Origin of the sequence: Ammonifex thiophilus (assembly GCF_003368535.1) — a bacterium.
Classification (GTDB): Bacteria; Bacillota; Desulfotomaculia; order Desulfotomaculales; family Ammonificaceae; genus Ammonifex; species Ammonifex thiophilus.
The window spans coordinates 17,478-34,426 of sequence record NZ_QSLN01000015.1 but is presented as its reverse complement, the minus strand read 5'-3'; the positions used below and the strand labels follow the sequence as shown (position 1 = coordinate 34,426).

Genomic DNA, 16,949 nt, shown 5'->3' with positions numbered 1-16,949 from the left:
GCGGGGGGAGTAGCCGGGTGGGCAGGTACCGCTTCTACCTCGGCCATGTCCTGGACGTGCTGCGGGAACTGCCGGACGGGAGCGTCCACTGCGTCGTGACCTCCCCCCCGTACTACGGCCTGCGCGACTACGGCCTCCCGCCCGTCCCCTGGCCGGAGGTGGAGTACTCCCCGGTGCCCGGCCTCTCGCCCGTCAAGGTCCCGGCGTGGGAGGGCCAGCTCGGGCTTGAGCCGACACCGGAGATGTACATCGGCCACCTGGTGCTGGTCTTCCGGGAGGTCGGCAACAGTTGACAATTTCTAGCGAAATGTGTATAATACTGCCTAAGTTATGAAGTGAAGGCCTTCATTCGCTAAAGAGCGTAAGGAGCAGGGAAGAAGAAATGATAACCCTCCAGTGTCTTTTAGAGTTCCGGAGCGAGGAAGACAGGCAGAAAGTCCTCGACCTCATGCGGAGGTTTTCTTCTGCCGAGAGGTACGGCTACCAGAGGCTCCTCGAGGGTCACGAGAGGAACGGGCTAAAGTCGCACCTGGCCGGGCTCTTTCAGATCAACACCCGCTACGCCGATGACGCCATCTTGAAGGCCCAGAGCGTCCTCAAGTCCTGCCGGGAGAGGGGCCAGAGCCCTTCCAGGGTAGTCTTCGGTGGCAGGAACCTCTTCGAGAAGCTCAAAAAGAAGCACCTGAACGGTTCAAGGCGCGAGGAGCTGAAGCGGGAGTGGAGGGAGAGGAGGCAAGGGAACCTCTATTCCCGGGGAGACAGGAGCAAGCAGGGGAACCTCAACCTCCGCTTCGTCTGGCTTGAAGGAGAGCTTTACCTCCGGATATGCATGGGAGAAAGGCAGTGGGTCTGGGCTAAGGTTGTAAGGCCGGTCAAAAGAGAAAAGGACAAGTGGACAGGCTTTATCTGGAGCCTGCACCAGGCGGAGAAGACCGGCGAGTGGTTCCCCTACGACGTGGAGCTGAAGCTCAGAAATGGCAAGGTCTACGCCCTCGTGAGCATCAGAGAAAAGTTCCCTCCCGCCACCGTCACCCTGAGAAACGGGGTCTTAGGGATAGACGTCAACGCCTACCCCTTCCACCTAGCCCTGGCGGAAGTTTCCCCTGATGGGAACCTCGTGGGCTACGAGAGGATAAGCCTTCATGAACTTATCTCCGCCTCTCACGACAAGAGGGAATACCTCTGCTGGCAGGTGGCCCACCGGGTGGTCAACCTGGCCCTGCAAAAGGGCAGGGCCATCGCTATGGAAGACTTAGAAAAGCTGCCGAAGGGGAGGAGGGGAGACGGCCTCCCCAAGCTCCGGAAGAAGCTCCAGCGGTGGATCTACAAGAGCCTCCTGGAGAAGATAGAGGTCCTGGCAAAGAGGCGCAGGGTAGAAGTAGCTAAAAAAGACCCCTCCTACACTTCGGTGATAGGGAAGCTCAAGTACGCGCCCCAGTACCTGGTGGACAAGGACGTGGCCGGGGCCTTAGTGATCGGGAGGAGAGCCCTGGGCTTTGAGGAGAAGCTACCGGAAAACTACAAACTCCTTTTTCGAGACGAAGAGTACCTGCTCTACGCCCTGGCCCAGTTAGAGGAAAAGGTAAAGGAGCTCAAGCGGGAGCTAAAAGGTGAAGGGAACGAGTGGCGGAAAAAGGCCATCAAAAAGCGGCTATCAGCTACACGCGGTGAACTAAAGACCCTTCAAAGACACTTACGCATGCTCCAAAGCGGGGAGAGCGAGCCGGTTTCCCGAGATCCGGCCGACCAAAGGAAGGAGCCGGTGAGGGGTCACCCTCCGGGGTGGCGGAAAAGTTGGCGAGTTCTCTCCGCAGCCCTCACCGTCCCGCTTCTCGAAAAGTCCCCTCAGGTGAAAGGCACCGTGAGGGACTTTTCTCCCCTGAGAGTGATTTTGGTTTCGGGGGACTGGGAGCGGGCGGTGAGAAGGTCAGTTCCCGTTCCTGGTGCGGGGGCGGCTGTGCAAGAGTGTTCTAATACTTTTGTACAGTTTTGAAAACCAGGTGATGGCTTGAACAAGGCCGACCTTGTGGCCGCCGTGGCCGGGAAGGCCGGGCTGAAGAGGGGCGACGCGGCCAGGGCCGTGGATGCCCTCCTCGGGGCGGTCCGGGAGGCGCTGGCCCGCGGGGAGAGGGTGGCCGTGCCGGGCTTCGGGGCCTTCGTGGTAATCGAGACGAAGGAAAAGAAGGCCCGCAACCCGCAGACCGGCAAGGAGATCACCATCCCTGCGGGCAAGGCCGTGCGCTTCCGGCCCGGTAAGCAGCTCAGGGAATCGGTGAAGTAGTATAGAAGCAGCGTTGGGTCCCGGGGGCCGCCGGGGAGACTTTTCCGGCGGCCCTTCTTTTTTCGGGGTGATAGCCGTGGCGAGGAAAGCTATGATTGTCCGGCAGCGGGCCCTGGAGGCCGTCCTCCGCCTCGCCGGGCCGGAGGGGGCCGGGGTCTTCTCGAGGGGGGACCTCGCCCGGGAGCTGGGCTGTCGCCCCACCACCGCCGCGAGGCTCCTCGTGACCCTCCGGCGGGAGGGGCTGGTGGTGCTGCTCACCCCCGGGAGGGCCGGGGGCGTCCACCGGCGGCTCTTCATGCTCTCGATGAAGGGGGCACGCCTCCTGCCCCGGAGTGGGGGAGGGAAAGGAAGGAAGTTCGCCTGGGTGCGCCGGGCCCGGGGAAGGCCGAGGGCACGGGTCAGGGACGGTGGTGAGAGTGGCCGAGAGGTACGTGCAGCAGGAACTTTTCGAGGCCCCCCTGCCCGGTGAAGATAGGGCAGGGGATGCCCCGCCGGGCACGGGCAACGTCGCGCCCCTCCCCGGCACCGCCGGCCTCGAGCCGGAGTACCGGCTGTTAAACCCTGAGGACATACAGGCAGATCCCGGTCAGCCCCGCCGCAGCTTCGACCAGCGGGGGCTCCTGGAGCTCGCGGCCAGTATCGCCCGCGTCGGGCTGATCGAGCCCCTTATCGTGGAAGAGAGGGACGCGGGGAGAGGGCTGCCGTACACCCTCGTCGCCGGGGAGAGGCGGCACCGGGCAATGCTCCTCGGGCGGCGCCTCTGGCCCGGGAACCCGCACTTCGCCGCCGCGCGGTGCCTGGTCTACCCGCCCCTGCCGCCCGCCGTCCGGGCCGCCCTGCGCCTGGAAGAGAATGCAAGGCGGAGGGGGCTGGACCCGTACGAGGTAGCCGCGGGGCTGGCGGCGTTCCGGCTGGGGATGGCGGCGTCCGCGGGCCCGGGGGGACCGCCGCCCTGGGAGCGCGTGCTCGAGATGCTCGGCTTCGGGGGTCGAAAGGAGGTGCTGAGGTGGCTGCGGCGGCCGTAGGCTGCCACTGCGACCTGTGCCGCTTCTTCAGCCTCTGCGGCGGCTGCCACGGGGAGTGCTCCCACGCCTTCTGCGCGCGCCCGTGCTCCTTGTGCGGGGTCCGCTGTGCCCGGCGCCGGGACGTGTCCGACTGGGTGTGGGACGCCGGGGGCACGCTGGAGCTCGCCGTGCCCGTCCGGTGGCCGGGGGTGCCGGAAGACTGGCCGGCGGTGGTGCCCGAGGTGGACGGCAGCCGGATGGCGGAGTACGACGCGGCGGCGGGCTGGCCCGCGTACGCCGTCGGCCCGGCGCACGCCCACGTCCTGACGCCGGGGGGCACGCTGGCCCCGGCGTGGCGGGGCAGGAAGGCGCGGGAGAAGCTGGGCCTGCCCGAGGGGAAGAAGGTCATACTGCACCTCTTCGGCCCGGACGAACTACTGGAGGGTTTGTGGCGGAACCAGCACGCGGCCCGTGTGTGGGAGGGGATCGCCTCCCTGGGCTTCGACCTCGTCTTGGGGCCGAACTTCAGCGTTTATGGCGAGCACCCCCGGTTCGAGCACCTGCTCAACATGCGGCGCTCCCTCGTGGCCGCGGCGCGGCTGGCCGCCCTCGGGGTCCCTGTGGCCCCGCACGTCTACTGGTGGACGCGGCAGGACCTGGCGCGGTGGGCCGGTGCGATCGAGGCCATGGGCGTGCCCGCCGTGGCGGTCAACGCCCAGACTTATCGGACGAAAGAAGATTGGGACTTCCTGCTGGCCGGCCTGCGGTACCTGGGGGAGAGGCTGGGAGACCGGGTCCTTTTCTTCGTGAACGGCGTCTCCCCGGCGAGGGCGGTGGAAGTCCGGGAGGTCCTGCCCCGCGTGGTCTTCGTCAGCCGGGCGGTCCAGCTCCGCGCCCAGCGGGGGAGGACGCTCGACGGGGCGAAAGGCGGGGCACCTGCCCCCGAGCTCTTCCGCCGGAACCTGGAGCAGTTCCTGGATTTTTTGCAGGGGACTTCTTGACATGTAGTGCATTCATGCTATAATGAAAGCAAAAATACACTACGGGAGGGAAAGTCTTGAGAACGGGGGAAAAGGTCAAGGCCGTGCAGGTGCGGCTGAGCGAGGAGGAGTGGCGGTTCCTGCGCCGCCTGGCGGTCGACCTGGACACCACGGTGTCGGAGATAATCCGCGGCTACATCGGCTACTTGCGGCGCGGAGGCAGGCCCGTCGGCCTCGAGGAGAAAGAACAGGAAAGGAATGAAAAAGGTGCAGGTCTTGAGCGTTGATTTCCACACCCACCCGCTGGCAGACCGGTATTACTGCAGCTTCACGTCGCCCCGGGTGCCGACAGAGCGCGATGCAGAAGACATTGCGGAGTTCCTGGTTGCAGCGGCAGAAAGGGGCATAGATGCGGTCGCCGTCACCGACCACGACTGCGTCGCTTCGGGTTGGTTCGCCAAGCGCGTGGCCGAAAGGTGCAAGCTGCCCATACTGGTGATCCCGGGCGTCGAGCTGACCACGGTTGTCGGCGGGTGGCGGGTGCACCTCCTGGCCTACAACCTGAAGGAAGACCTGCCGCCCTGCACCCTCACGCCGCGGGAAGCGGTGGGAGAGGTCCACGTCCGGGGGGGCGTGGCGGTGCTGGCCCACCCGGGGCGGAACGGCCTGCTCACCCCGTTCATACTCTCCATGTGCCTGAGGGCCGGGCTGGACGGTATAGAGACGCGCAACTGGATGAACGGGGACTTCGATGTCTCTCCCTGGCTGAACGGGGCTTCCGAGTGGTGCGGCCGGTTCGTCCTCCAGACCGCGGGCAGCGACTGGCACTGGAAGGGTGCTTCTCTCTTCTCGCCCGGCGGCTTCTCGGTGGAAGTGCCGGTGGAGTGGCTGGTCGAAAAGGGGCTGGCCACCCCGGAAGAGGTCGAGAGGGCCCTCTCCAGGCGGGCGGAAAGGCAAAAGAAGTTGCAGAAAGCACGCCGAGCACCGCGGCACTTGTAGCCCGGCGGAAATCTCCCGCCTGAAAGGTGGTGTTGATCCTGATGCCCAAGTGCTACATCACAAAAGCGGAGCGCGACGAGATCCTCTACCTGGCTGACCAGATACTCTCGCCCCTGACCCCGCGCCTGAGAACGTTCGTGCACGCCGAGAAGTGCTACGGGGACAAGTGCAGGAAGCGGTGCGCTGAGCCGAAGGTGTTCGTCTGCATTCAGATCCAGGGCTGCATCCCTATGGAAGCGCTGGGCAAGCTCACCGGAGAATCGGTCGCCGCAGAGGTGGAAAAGGTGCTGGCGGGCCTCTTTAAGGCAGGGGAAGCTGCCCCGGCAGAGGAGAAGGCAGGTGGCGCGGGATGACCGGCCTGGCCAACAGAATCCGGGGCGGCCTCTACGGCCTGGCCGTGGGGGATGCCCTGGGCGCGACGGTGGAGTTCGTGGACCGCGAGGAAGTCCGGCGGAGGTACGGGGTCCTGAAGGACATCGTGGGCGGCGGCTGGCTGGGGCTGCGCCCCGGCGAGTGGACGGACGACACAGAGATGATGCTGGCCGTGGCCGAGGGGGTTCTAGCGGATCCGGAAAACCCCGTCCCACACGTCGGGGAAGGTTTTCTCCGGTGGCGGGCCACGAACCCGCCGGACGTCGGCGGCACGGTCCGGGCGGTCTTCCGCGCCTACGACCGGCTGGGGGACTGGCACCGGGCGGCCCGCGAGGTCCACGCCCGCACCGGCATGACCGCCGGGAACGGGGCGCTCATGCGGACGCTGCCGCTGGCCTTCGCCTACCCCGGCCCGGCCGGACTCTTCAGGCGCTGCATGGAGGTAGCCCGCATGACCCACTGGGATCCGGAGGCGGGGCTCACGTGCTTCCTGTACTGCCGCACGGTGCAGGGCTTCCTGGAAGGGAAGGAGCTCCCGGCGGCCTTTGCCCGGGCGCTGGCCGAGATGAAAAAAGAGGCGCCGCTGGGCGAGCTGGGACGGGCGGCCTCTTCGCTGGCGGGGAAGCTGGCAGGAGTGCTTGACTGGCCGGAGGAGCGGCTGCGGCCCACCGGCTACACGGTGGACACGCTGGCGTGCGCCCTGTGGTGCGCGGCCAACTCGGGAAGCTTCGAGGAAGCCGTGGTGAAGGCGGTCAACCTGGGCGGGGACGCCGACACCGTCGGGGCGGTGACCGGTGGCCTGGCCGGGGTCATGTACGGGTATGAAGCTATACCGCGGCGCTGGCTGGACAAGTTTGATGAGGGCCAGCGGGCGCGCCTCGACACCGCAGCCGGGGAGCTTGCCAGGCTAGCACGCGAAAGGATCGAAATCGAGGGGAGGGATTGAGCCTTGCAGTTGATCATGAGCCAAGAGGACCTGGAGAGAGTCCTGAGCGTCTGCCTGCGCTGTATCCCCTCCAAACCTTCCATGCCGCAGCTTGCCGGGATACTCTTCCGGAAGGAAGGGGACAAGCTTACTGCCACCGCTACCGACCTTGATGTTCAGGTAACGGTGCAGCTGCCTCGGGTTAACCTGGAGGAGGAAGGGGAGCTCTGGCTGCCGGCCAAGGAGACCTTCGACCTGGTGCGCCGCCTGCCGGAGGACTCCCCGGTGGAGCTCAGGCAGGCCGGGTCGAATCAAGTTTTACTCTCCTACCCCGGCGGGGAGGCCCGCCTTACCGGCATGGACCCCAGAGAGTTCCCCCTGATGGAGCAGAGTGCGGAGGAAGTCCTGGAGTTCCCGGGGGAGGGGCTGCTGGACGCGCTGCGCTGCGTCCTCTACGCCGCGGCCGCGGACGACCTGCGACCCGTGTTCACCGGCGTGGAGTTCTCCTTCACCCCCGGCGCCCCCCTCACCCTCGCGGCTACCGACGGGCACCGGCTGGCGGTCTTCCGCCCGGGGGAAGAGCCGAAGCCGGAGTCGCGGGTGGTGCCCGCCCAGCACCTGAAGGAGGTCCTGGTGCTGGGGAGGCTCCTTGGGGGAGACCCCAGGGAGGTGCGGCTGGGCAGGACTACGGCCTCCTTCTACTGGGAAGAGGTGGAGCTCCAGTCGCGGCTGATCGAGGGCAAATTTCCCGACTGGCAGCAGGCCCTGCCCAAGGATCCTCCCGCGACTTCCCTCACTTCGACCGTCGGCGCCTTGCTCTCTTGCCTTGAGCGGGCGCGCGTCATAGCCCGGGCCAGCGCTTCCGGCGTCCCGGCGGTCTTTCTGGTCAAAGAGGGAGAAGGGGTAAGGCTCGAAGCCCGCAGCGAGGCGGGGGAGTTCAGGGAGCATGTAGACGGCTGGGCGGAAGGGGAAGACCTCACCTTGGCCTTCAACGCCGACTACCTCATGGAGGCCCTGCGGGTGCTGGACCGTGAGGCAGAGGTACTGGTCTTCCTCTACGGCCCTATGGCCCCGGCAACCATAACCTCGGCCGGCCGCCCGGAGTACCTGGCCCTGGTGCTGCCGCTGAGGCTGGTGTAGTTTGGGATAGTAAGGGGGGAAATCGCTTTGAACAGGGACCGCGTGCGTGAGATCGAGAGGAAGATCGAGTTCGCGTACTTCAGCTCCCCGGGGCTGGACAAGGAGGCCATGCTGGATTACCTGTTCCGGCCCGGGGAGAGGGTGAGGGTCTACCGCTTCCTGGAAAGGCCCTTCCCCGACGAGTTCCACGGCCTGGGCCCCGAGTGGCCCGTGGCCCTGGCCGTCGTCCTCGGGGACGGGCGGTGGGTGTGGCGGGAGGTCCCCACGTTCTTCTACACCCCCGAGGAAAAGCCCGCCTACGACCCCGAGCTCGGCGGCTACCCCGACTGGCGGCTGGGCCGGTACTGGCCCGGCGTGCTGCGGAGCATCCCGCCGGAAGACATGCCGGGGGCGCTGGAGTACCACGCCGAAAACGCCAACGGGGTGACGGTCGGGGTGCAGGTCTTCGAGCGGGTGTGCTTCGACCCCGACACCGCGTCCGACGAGGAAGCGGTGGCGTCGGCCCCCGACCTCTACGTGGACTTCGTCCCTCCCCCGCCGGCGGGGGTGTCGCTCTGGCGCTACCTCTCGGAGCTCGGCCAGCGGGCCTCGGCCGAGCAGACGGTGATATGGGAAGCGTGGGGGCAGGCGGAGATCGAAGCCGGGGAATAGCCGGTTGCTTTTTCTATGGCACGTGTGGTATGTTTTAATGGATGGTAGGCTAATTCATCCGGACCCAACGTACGGGGAAACCTGCAAACCTGCGTGGTTACACCACTTACAAAATGTTACACCGGCGGACGAACCCGAAAGCCGCCTGGTTACACCAGTTACACCTGTTACACCTTTGGTTTTGAGGAACCGGGAAGATGGAAGGAACTTCCATTACCCCCATTACCTAGAAGTTACCCGGTGAGGCCAGGAAGGACAAGGTGTTACCTTGTTACCTGTGTTACCTGTAAATTCTTGCGCAAGTTCAGCAGATACGGCAAGGTTACGACAAACCGAACCCGGAAACCCGCGTAGTTACGGCAGTTACGACAGTTACGACATCGAAAATTCAAACCGCCCTGGATCGCACAGGGCGGTTCTTCTTTTTTTAAGCGAACCCCCGTTTCGGGAAGTGAGGTGTGTAATCCGTGGGCGGCGGGAAGAAGAAGGGCAAGAAGGCGGCGGCGCTGGCGTTTGTCGGCGGGGGCACGGGCGGCGCCGGTGTCCCCCCGGGCGCGGCCAAGCCCCAGGCCCCCGGCGACCTGTCCCCGACGGCCGCGGGGTACGAAGGCTTGGACAAGGCGGTCTCGGCGGCCCCTAAAGGCTCGTCCCCCGTCCTGGCGGCCTTTGCGGCCGGTATAATGGCCAAGTGGCCGAAGGCGGCCCAGGTCGCGGCGGCGGTAGCCAAGAAGAAGGTCAAGCACGGGGCGGTCCTGGCCGGGTCCCCCGTGCTGGGCGCGGTCGCGAACCCCGCCTACCCGGACGCGGCAGAGACCACCGTCCAGGAGACGGCCCCCGCCGCTGAGGCCGACGCGGCCGCCCTCCCCGCGGAAGAGCGGGAGAGGCTGTCGCAGGCAGAGGCCGGTGCCGTGGCGGCGTTCATGCAGGCCTCCCCGGACGGCACGGTAACAGTTGCCTTCCCCGCCCTCGACGTCCTCTCCCTCATCCAGAAGGCTAAGGAGAAGGTCGCTAAGGGCAGCGCCAACCTCAAGCTCGGGGCGTCCGACTTCTCCCAGAAGGTCAGGCGGATCATCGACGTCTTCAAGTTCCGCCGTGCTGTCAAGGAGTCCCTGCCCGACGTGGGGGCCGAGGAAGTCGCCCAGCTCAAGCTCAGCTACGCGGGCCCGGCGTCCCACCTGGGCGGGGTACACGAAAAGCACTTCTACACGGACGAAAAGGGGCGCAGGTGGCTCTTCAAGCCGGACAAGAACACCGGCGGGGTCAAGGCCGCCGTCGAGTCCGTCGCCGCGAACATCGCCCGGCGGGTGGGCGTCGGCACCCTCCCGGTCTTCACCGTCGAGACCGACCAGGGGGTGGGGAGCCTGCAGCCCTTCGTGGAGAACGCCCAGCCCCTCGGCCCCGACCCGGCCAAGTACTCCCCGGCGCAGGTCCGGGAGCTCGTGAGGCAGCACGTCGTCTCCTGGGCAATTGGAGACTTCGACGCGAAGCACGACAACTTCATCACGACCCCGTCGGGGGCCATGGTGAACGTCGACAAGGGCCAGGCGTTCAAGTACTTCGGGGAAGACCGGCTGGACCTGAACTACCACCCGAACAGGAAGTACGGCGCGCCGCCGCCGGTCTACTACGCGCTCTACCGGGCGGCGCGCGAGGGCAAGGTGCAGCTCAACCCTTACGATGCCCTGCCCGTGATTGAAGTCTTCGAAAGGATCCCGGACGACGAGTACAGGGAGCTCCTGCGGCCGCTGGTGGAAGCGGCGGTGAAGAGCCCGAGGAAAGAAGAGGTCGCCTGGTGGCAGAGGATGGCGAAGTTCGCGGCCGAGAGGCTGGGCAGGCAGCCCTCGCCCGAGGAGGTGGGCGAGGAGTTCCTGCGGCGCGCCGTGGAGAGGAAGAACGGCCTGCGGCGGGACTTCGCCGGGTTCTTCGGTGAAGTGCTGGGCCAGGTACCGGCGTTCTGATTACCACCGGCTTCTGCCTTTTGATGCCCGGTAGGGAAGCTGGGCTTTTTCTTTTTTTTTGAGACCAGTCCTGGATGGGGAGTGGTTCCTGTGGAGGAGTGCATCAGGAGGATCCGGATAGCCGACATCAAGATCCTGGACCGCATCAGGAAGGACCTGGGCGACCTGGAGGAGCTGGCGCGGGACATAGAGAGGAACGGGCTCATCAACTTCCCGGTGGTCACGCCGGACAACGTGCTGATCGCGGGGGAGAGGCGCGTGAGGGCCTGCCAGCTCCTGGGCTGGGAGGAGATACCGGTCAAGGTCATGGCCCCGCGCGACGCCGAACACCAGCTCCTGCTGGAGATCTCCGAGAACGAGAACCGCAAGGACTTCACCTTCTCGGAGCGGATGGACTACGCCCAGCGGCTGGAGCGCATAAGGGCAGCCCTGGCCCGGGAGCGGAGCCTGTCGAACTTAAAGCAATACCAGAATAACCAGGATATGGTTACCGACGTGCAAAATTTTGCACCTCGGGAATACCAGAAAATGGTTGCCGAGTGTCAGAATCCTGACACTCGGGAAGAAGCTGAGGTCACCGGTGCGGAAAGTCTTCTGGGCAGCGGTAAAACGCGTGATAAGATTGCCGAACTGGTCGGTTTTGGTTCCGGTGAGACTTACCGCAAGGCCAAGTTCATCGCCGAGCACGCCGACCCCGAGCTGATCCGCAGGCTCGACGCCGGGGAGATCAGCATCCACCGGGCCTACCAGGAGCTCAAGGCAAGGCTGGAGGCCGTCGAAAAGGCCGCGGAAGAGGCCGAAGCGCGCGCCGAGGCCGAGAGGCGCAGGGCGGAGGAGCTGGCCGCGAGACTCGCCGAGGCCGAGAAGGCCCTCGCGGAGGCGAAGGCGGGGACCGCTGAAGCGGAGAGGTACAGGGCCGAGGTCGAGAGGCTGAGGCGGGAGCTGGAAGAGCTGAGGACACGGCAGCCCCAGGTGGTGGAGAAGGTGGTGGAAGTTCCGGTCGAAGTCGAGAAGGTCGTATACAGGCCCGACCCGGAGCTGGAAAAGAAGGTGAAGGAGCAAGAGGCGAAGCTCAGGGAGCAGGAGGCGAGGATCAGGGAACTCGAACGAAAGCTCTCGGAAGCTGGAGCATCCGAAGAGGATATTAGGCGGATGAGGGCTGAGAAGGAGCTCCTGGAGAAAGATCTCAAGCGCCTGCGCTCGTCGGTGGCCTTCCTCAATAAGATCCGGAAGCTCGTCACCATGCTGGAGAGGGAAGAGGAGGAACTGGTCCAGCTGGCGGAGGTCTCGGACCTCACGAACTGCTACATCGAGTCCAGGCGCTGGGTCTCGGTCTTCAAGCGCTACATAGATCACATCGAGCGGGCGGTGAGCAGGGGCAAGGTCGTGGACATCGAGCTCCACAGGCATTAAACACGGAGCGTTCCGGAGGAGGGTGCGGCAAGAAGGCCGCACCTCTCTTTTTCAGGACACGGTTTCCGGAGGTGGTTTCCTTTGGAGAGGCACGACCTGGAAAGGCCTGGTCTCCCCGCGATGCCGCTGCTTCCTTCGCCGGGAGAGCTCCTGGACAGACTCGCCCCCGTCCTGGAGACGCACGCGAGGCAGGCGGCGGAGCTGGCGGTCAGGGCGGTGGAGGCGGCACTCCTCGAAGTCGCCCGGCAGAACAGGGAGCTCTTCGAGCTCAAGCGGCGGATCGACGAGGACGCGGAGGCCCTGAAGGAGTACGGGGGGATGGGGAGCGTCCTGGAGCTGCCGGAGAAGGTCCCGGTGAGCGTCGAGGTCGAGGAGAGGCTGCTCGGCAGGCTCAGGGAGAAGGCCCGCAAGTGGTGTGACCGTTACGGCGAGAAAAAGGCGGGGCTCCTCTTCCCGGCGGTCTTCGGACGCGCCACCGTGCGGGTGCTGAAGGCTACCGGCGCGCGGCGCTTCAGCCGCCTGCCTGCGAAGGTCGTGTCGCAGGTGGAAGAACTCATCGAGTCCCTGGACTTCGGCGAGTTAGTCCGGGACGCCGGTCCGCTGGCGGTGAACCTGCTCGCGAGGCGGCTCGACCTCGGGCTCACCCAGGAAGGGGCTGCTAAGGAGTGTGGCGTCGCCAGGAAGACTTACGGTGACTGGGAGACCGGCCGCCATGTCCCCCACGCCCGGAACCTGCCTGCGGTGGCCCGCTTCCTGGGGGTCTCCCTTGCCGAAGCGGGGATGTTGGTGGAGGAGCAGCAGCGCCACCTGGGGAGGGGTGTAAGCGGTGCAGACGCAAGGCCGGAAGGTCAGGGAACTGGCAAGGTTGCTGAGGGACTACCCCACGATTACCTGCTCGGAGGCGGCCAGGAAGTTCGGGGCGCCTGAAGGCACGGTCAGCTGCGCCCTCTTCCTGGCCCGGCACCTCTCTCCTGCCGACTTCGACGCCTTCCTCAGGGGGGAGCTCAGCATCGACCGGGCGAGGGAGAGGGCGAGGGAGTGCCTGCGCGACGGGAGAAGGTCGGCCAAACCGGGTTCTCTGTCCGGAGAGGCGGGAGCGGTTAGGACCGCCGCCGGGAGAAGACTGCGGACTGAGAAGGAGATGCCAGGGCTCGGGCCGGAACACCTGCAGGCCGGTAAAGAGGTGTTCCAGGCCGAGAAGGGTTTCCCGTCCGGAGAGACGGGAGCAGTTGAGGAAGAATTCCGGACCGAGAGAGAAGCCCTGGTACGGGAACTGGAACGGCTGCGAAAGGAAAAGGAGCAGCTGGAAGAGGAGGTGCGGCGGCTCAGCGCCCAAAGGAACCTCCTCGACATGGACCTCAGGCGCAGGCGTCCTGCCTTCGAACTCCTGGCAAAGCTGAGGAAGCTCATGCTGGCCCTGGAGAAGGAAGAGGCGGAGGTCGCGCACCTCGCCGCCTGCTCCGACCTCTCCGGGCACTACCTGGAAGCCCAGAGGTGGCTCGCGCTGCTGGAGAGGTACAAGAGGCACGTGGAGACGGCGCTGAGGGGGCCGGTGGTGGACCTGGACGGCGGGCACCCGGTCGCCTGACCGCCCGGCTTTCTTGCCGGGCTTTTCTTCTTTTTGGAGGTGTTGCGGCGGTGTCGCGGGAGCTTGCGCTGGCGAGGGGGAGGTTCACGCAGGCGGAGCGCCACCTCGCCCGCGCCCGGGAGGCCGACTCTTTCTGGCCGCCGGGTGAGGAGGTGAGAAGGGCCATGTGGTGGGTCCTGGCCGCCGGGGCCGACCTGTGGCTGCGGGAGCTGGGCGGGGAGAGCCGGGCCGTGCGCGGCGGCTTCGCCTTCAGGGACGCGGAGGGCTTTCAGTGGCTCTTCCTCTTCCCGTATCAGGGACTCCTGCGGGAAGTGCTTAAAGACTTCGAGCCACCCGTGATCGCCAAGGTCCTGGCGGTGGGCGAGGGTGTGGCGCTGTCCCTGGCGGAGGAGGCGCTAGAGGTTTTGCGTCCCGGGGTGGTGGTGTGCCTCTGGCTCCTGAGAGGGGAAGAGCTCGTGGCGCTGGACGTGCGGGAGCTCGCCTGGCACCTTGGGCGGGAGGCGGCCCTGCGCGGCGGTCCTGCCCGGGCGTGCGGGGGAGACCTGGGCGCGTACTCCCTGCTCAGGAAGTGCGCGGAGTTCTGTTTTGGGGGACGGAAGTAGTGGAACTCTTCCTGGCGGACGGAAAGGTGATCCTGCTCGGCTTCCAGAAACCGGAAGAGTTGCGGCAGGCCCTGACCGGGAACCCGCCGGGCCGCCAGGGGAAATCTTGGCTGGTCTTAAAGAACCCGCCCGGCTTTCTTGCCGGGCTTTTTTTTGAAAAGGCTCTCGTCCGAAGGGGGTGCGTCGCGCGTGGGCGGCGGGAAGAAGAAGAGCAGAAAGAAGGCCCAGGTCCACTACGCCCCCTCTGCCAAAGACACCGGGAAGGACCTGACAGCCCCCCCGTTCGAAACGGGGCACCTGTCTCCCTCTGCGTTCGGCCAGGCCCTGAAGGAGCTCTACGGCTCCTTCGAATCCTATTACGCAAAAGGGGAGGGCTCCGACTTTAAGGCCCTGACCGGTGCCGTCGCCGCCAAGGCCGGGGAGCTGAAGGCCGACCCGGCGACCGCCCAGCAGGTCTTCGCCGAGTACGCCAAGGTAGGAGTGGCCGCAGTACTGGAGGGGAAGGCCACCCCTGAAGAAGTGGCCGCCGGGACCCAACAGGTGGCGCAGGCCCTCGGTCTCAGCACCGAGGGAGGGAGCGGCGAAGCGTGGTCCGTGCTGGCAGGACTGGCCGCCGTGGACGTGGCGGCGGAGCAGGCCGCGCAGCCCGCATGGCTGCGGGAGGTGTCCCCCCTCGACCCCGGTTTCTGGGACGACGTCAAGGAAGCGGGGGCGCTCGGCAAGCCGCTCATGGTCGCCGGGCCCGACATAGAAGACCAGACCCTCACCGCCGTCTTCTGCCACGACCCGGCGGACCCCGGTAAGGGCAGGCTGGTCCTCTTCGGGAAGCTGCGCCCCGAGGCGGAGGCGAAGCTCATGGACGCGCTGGCGGTGGACGAGAAGGCCCCGCCGGGGCCGCTGCCGTCCGACACCTTCTGGGACGACATCCTCCTGGCGGCGAAGAGCGTCAACCACCACATCGGGGAGGGCACCCCCGTCCCGAAGCACACGCTGGAGAGGATCGCGAAGCTCAAGGCCCGGCTCTCCTCCTTCAACCCCTCCACGCCGCAGGAGCAGGAGATGAAGCAAACCTACGAGCAGTACGTCGCCGTGCTGGAGAGGGCGGTGGAGGAGGGAAAGAAGACCTACGAGATCTACCCCGGGGGGACGTTCACCCGGTTCACCCCCTCCCCCAAAGAAGAGGACGAGTACGAGGTGGCGGGCGGCTTCAAGGCGAAGAAGCTCACGGGGTCGAGGCCCGCCGCCGAGGAGAGGGAGGGGCGGCTCTACTGGGACGGCGAGAAGCGCCTGCGGGACTCCTTCCTCGGCGAGGAGTACGAGATCGACCTGGGGGACGGCTACAGGCTGATATACCACCCCAGCAGGGACCCGGTCCCCTACTCCCTGCGCGGGACCGTGGAGCTCGTCGGCCCGCCCGGGCAGCCCGACGGCCACGCGGCCCTCGAGAAGCTCTCCCTCCTCCACCTGCACGCCAGCCCGGTCACCTCCGCCGAGGAGGTCGAGGTGATGTACCTCGAGCGCAACGCCTGGGCACAGGGCCTCACGGGCGACCCGGAGTACAGGGAGATCGGCAGGGCGGTGGGCGAGGCCGAGAAAAAGTACGAGGCCGAGGCGCTGGCCCGGCTCGAAGAGGCGGCCGCGCACCTCTCGGAGGAGGAGATGACCGTCCTCGCCAAGAGCCTGGTGCTGGAGAACCAGCGGCGCCTGCTGCGCTGCCGGGCGGGACTCCTCAAGCGCTTCTTCGAGAAGAAGCTCGGCCTGCCGGAGGGGGGGCTGGAAGGGCTCCCCGCCTACCAGCCGCGGCCGCTGGCGGCCTCAGGTAAGAAAGGCTACCACTTCTGGAACCGGTTTGACCTCACGGCCGACAAGGTGAAAGAAGCCCTCAAGGGCTTCGTGATCACCCACAGGATCTCGACCGGCAAGGATAAGGTAGAAAGACTGTGCCGCCTGATCGAGAGCGGGGGGTTCCTGGCGTGCGGTGAGGTCCGTGCCCGCATGGGGGTAAAGGTCAACACCACTTCCCCGTTGGAAGACATGAAGAGCGGTGGGGCGAGCTACGCGTTCACCTTCATCCGCCCCGAGTCCAGGCAGGGAGAGTTTGACATCGTGTGGGACCCGGAGGTCCTGCTCACCCGGTCGGACTGGTTTGCTACCAAGGACGACGCCTTCGGCGCGGTCAACCCCGAGTCGCACTACTCGAAGTACGAGAAGACCACGGATGTGGAAAAGCTTGGGTGGTGGGTGAGATACTCTCACATCGACCCGCAGTGGGGCGGGCAGGTGATGTTCAAGAACGGCATCGACCTGCTGGGCATACACCCGCCGCGGTACATCTTCGTGGACTCCGCGGCCGACCGGGAGAGGGTCCTGGACAGCTTCGCGAAGGTCGGCGTGAAGGAGCTCGGCGGGCGCCCGGTGGAAGAGGTCGTCCGGGTGCGGAAGAAGAAGTAGCCGGGCCGGGGGCAGCCGGCAGGAAGACTGCCGGCCCTCTTCTTTTTTCGGGAGGTCGTTTGGGGATGATGTACGACACGCACCTGGCCGGGGGAGTGCTGGCGGGGGCGGCGGTCGCCGCGGCGCTCTCCCTGCCCGGGGAGTCCTGGGTTGCCGCCATGCTGGTGGGCGGCGTGGCGGCCCTCCTGCCCGACGTGGACCACGGGAGGGCGGCCCTGAACCAGGCCCTGCGGAAGGGCGCTCCCCTGGCGGGGGACGCGGTCAACGCCGCGCTGAGGGGGCTCCTGGGGCACCGCGCCGTCACCCACTCGCTGGCGGCGGCGGCCGTCCTCACCACCGCCCTGCGCTTCCTCTGGCCTGCCCTCCCCGGGGCGCTGCTCCTGAGCTTCCTGTTAGGCTACCTCAGCCACCTCGCCCTGGACGCGCTGACGCCGGGCGGGGTGTGGTGGCTCTGGCCGTTCGACCGGCGGCGCGGCGTCCCGCTGGTGGCCACCGGCGGCCCCGCGGAAAAGTTCCTCGTGAGGCCGTTCCTGTGGCTGTGCGTGCTGCTGCTGGCGGGCCGGAAGTTTCTGGTTTAGGTGGTGA

19 protein-coding genes are annotated in these 16,949 nt (G+C 66.4%); all 19 read left to right on the top strand.

Annotated features, from left to right (window positions below; translation table 11 throughout):
* The coding region (locus tag DXX99_RS11730; RefSeq protein WP_205664682.1) for a site-specific DNA-methyltransferase at positions 1-293 on the top strand (293 nt) is incomplete at its 5' end.
* A gap of 89 nt (positions 294-382) precedes the next feature.
* Positions 383-1,993, top strand: a complete 1,611-nt coding sequence (locus tag DXX99_RS08880) for an IS200/IS605 family accessory protein TnpB-related protein (protein WP_115793136.1) — start codon at positions 383-385, stop codon at positions 1,991-1,993.
* Between the two features lie 15 nt (positions 1,994-2,008).
* The gene (locus DXX99_RS08875; RefSeq protein WP_115793135.1) at positions 2,009-2,281 is read left to right on the top strand and encodes an HU family DNA-binding protein; all 273 of its coding nucleotides are present in this window, start codon (positions 2,009-2,011) and stop codon (positions 2,279-2,281) included.
* 76 nt (positions 2,282-2,357) lie between these two features.
* Positions 2,358-2,750: a helix-turn-helix domain-containing protein gene (locus DXX99_RS08870; protein ID WP_165847797.1), complete on the top strand. Its 393-nt coding sequence runs from the start codon at positions 2,358-2,360 to the stop codon at positions 2,748-2,750.
* Positions 2,698-3,306 carry a ParB/RepB/Spo0J family partition protein gene (locus DXX99_RS08865; protein ID WP_205664681.1) on the top strand — a complete coding sequence of 203 codons (609 nt, stop codon included), beginning with the start codon at positions 2,698-2,700 and terminating at the stop codon, positions 3,304-3,306. The genes DXX99_RS08870 and DXX99_RS08865 overlap by 53 nt, the downstream gene beginning before the upstream one ends.
* The gene (locus DXX99_RS08860; protein WP_115793132.1) at positions 3,288-4,286 is read left to right on the top strand and encodes a DUF4417 domain-containing protein; all 999 of its coding nucleotides are present in this window, start codon (positions 3,288-3,290) and stop codon (positions 4,284-4,286) included. The genes DXX99_RS08865 and DXX99_RS08860 overlap by 19 nt, the downstream gene beginning before the upstream one ends.
* A gap of 56 nt (positions 4,287-4,342) precedes the next feature.
* Positions 4,343-4,552 carry a hypothetical protein gene (locus DXX99_RS08855; RefSeq protein WP_115793131.1) on the top strand — a complete coding sequence of 70 codons (210 nt, stop codon included), beginning with the start codon at positions 4,343-4,345 and terminating at the stop codon, positions 4,550-4,552.
* Complete coding sequence (locus DXX99_RS08850; RefSeq protein WP_115793130.1) at positions 4,524-5,264, top strand: PHP domain-containing protein; 741 nt, start codon at positions 4,524-4,526, stop codon at positions 5,262-5,264. Before DXX99_RS08855 ends, DXX99_RS08850 begins: the two co-directional genes overlap by 29 nt.
* Before the next feature lie 41 nt (positions 5,265-5,305).
* Positions 5,306-5,617 carry a hypothetical protein gene (locus DXX99_RS08845; protein WP_115793129.1) on the top strand — a complete coding sequence of 104 codons (312 nt, stop codon included), beginning with the start codon at positions 5,306-5,308 and terminating at the stop codon, positions 5,615-5,617.
* The gene (locus DXX99_RS08840; RefSeq protein WP_115793128.1) at positions 5,614-6,582 is read left to right on the top strand and encodes an ADP-ribosylglycohydrolase family protein; all 969 of its coding nucleotides are present in this window, start codon (positions 5,614-5,616) and stop codon (positions 6,580-6,582) included. Before DXX99_RS08845 ends, DXX99_RS08840 begins: the two co-directional genes overlap by 4 nt.
* Before the next feature lie 3 nt (positions 6,583-6,585).
* On the top strand, positions 6,586-7,701 hold the full coding sequence (gene dnaN, locus DXX99_RS08835) for a DNA polymerase III subunit beta (RefSeq protein WP_115793127.1): 1,116 nt from the start codon (positions 6,586-6,588) through the stop codon (positions 7,699-7,701).
* A gap of 27 nt (positions 7,702-7,728) precedes the next feature.
* Positions 7,729-8,352: a hypothetical protein gene (locus DXX99_RS08830; protein ID WP_115793126.1), complete on the top strand. Its 624-nt coding sequence runs from the start codon at positions 7,729-7,731 to the stop codon at positions 8,350-8,352.
* 467 nt (positions 8,353-8,819) lie between these two features.
* The gene (locus DXX99_RS08825; protein ID WP_115793125.1) at positions 8,820-10,310 is read left to right on the top strand and encodes a hypothetical protein; all 1,491 of its coding nucleotides are present in this window, start codon (positions 8,820-8,822) and stop codon (positions 10,308-10,310) included.
* A 90-nt stretch (positions 10,311-10,400) separates the two neighbouring features.
* Positions 10,401-11,723 (top strand): ParB N-terminal domain-containing protein, encoded by a 1,323-nt coding sequence (locus tag DXX99_RS11725; RefSeq protein WP_205664680.1) that lies wholly within the window; start codon positions 10,401-10,403, stop codon positions 11,721-11,723.
* Positions 11,724-11,804: 81 nt separating this feature from the next.
* Positions 11,805-12,650, top strand: coding sequence for a helix-turn-helix transcriptional regulator (locus DXX99_RS08815; RefSeq protein WP_115793124.1), 846 nt, complete (start codon positions 11,805-11,807; stop codon positions 12,648-12,650).
* A complete protein-coding gene (locus DXX99_RS08810) occupies positions 12,589-13,311 on the top strand; it encodes a hypothetical protein (RefSeq protein ID WP_115793123.1) in 723 nt (240 codons plus the stop codon). Before DXX99_RS08815 ends, DXX99_RS08810 begins: the two co-directional genes overlap by 62 nt.
* Positions 13,312-13,361: 50 nt before the next feature.
* Positions 13,362-13,913, top strand: coding sequence for a hypothetical protein (locus DXX99_RS08805; RefSeq protein WP_115793122.1), 552 nt, complete (start codon positions 13,362-13,364; stop codon positions 13,911-13,913).
* A gap of 189 nt (positions 13,914-14,102) precedes the next feature.
* Positions 14,103-16,364, top strand: coding sequence for a hypothetical protein (locus tag DXX99_RS08800; protein WP_115793121.1), 2,262 nt, complete (start codon positions 14,103-14,105; stop codon positions 16,362-16,364).
* A gap of 65 nt (positions 16,365-16,429) precedes the next feature.
* Positions 16,430-16,942 (top strand): metal-dependent hydrolase, encoded by a 513-nt coding sequence (locus DXX99_RS08795; RefSeq protein WP_115793120.1) that lies wholly within the window; start codon positions 16,430-16,432, stop codon positions 16,940-16,942.
* Positions 16,943-16,949: the final 7 nt, after the last annotated feature.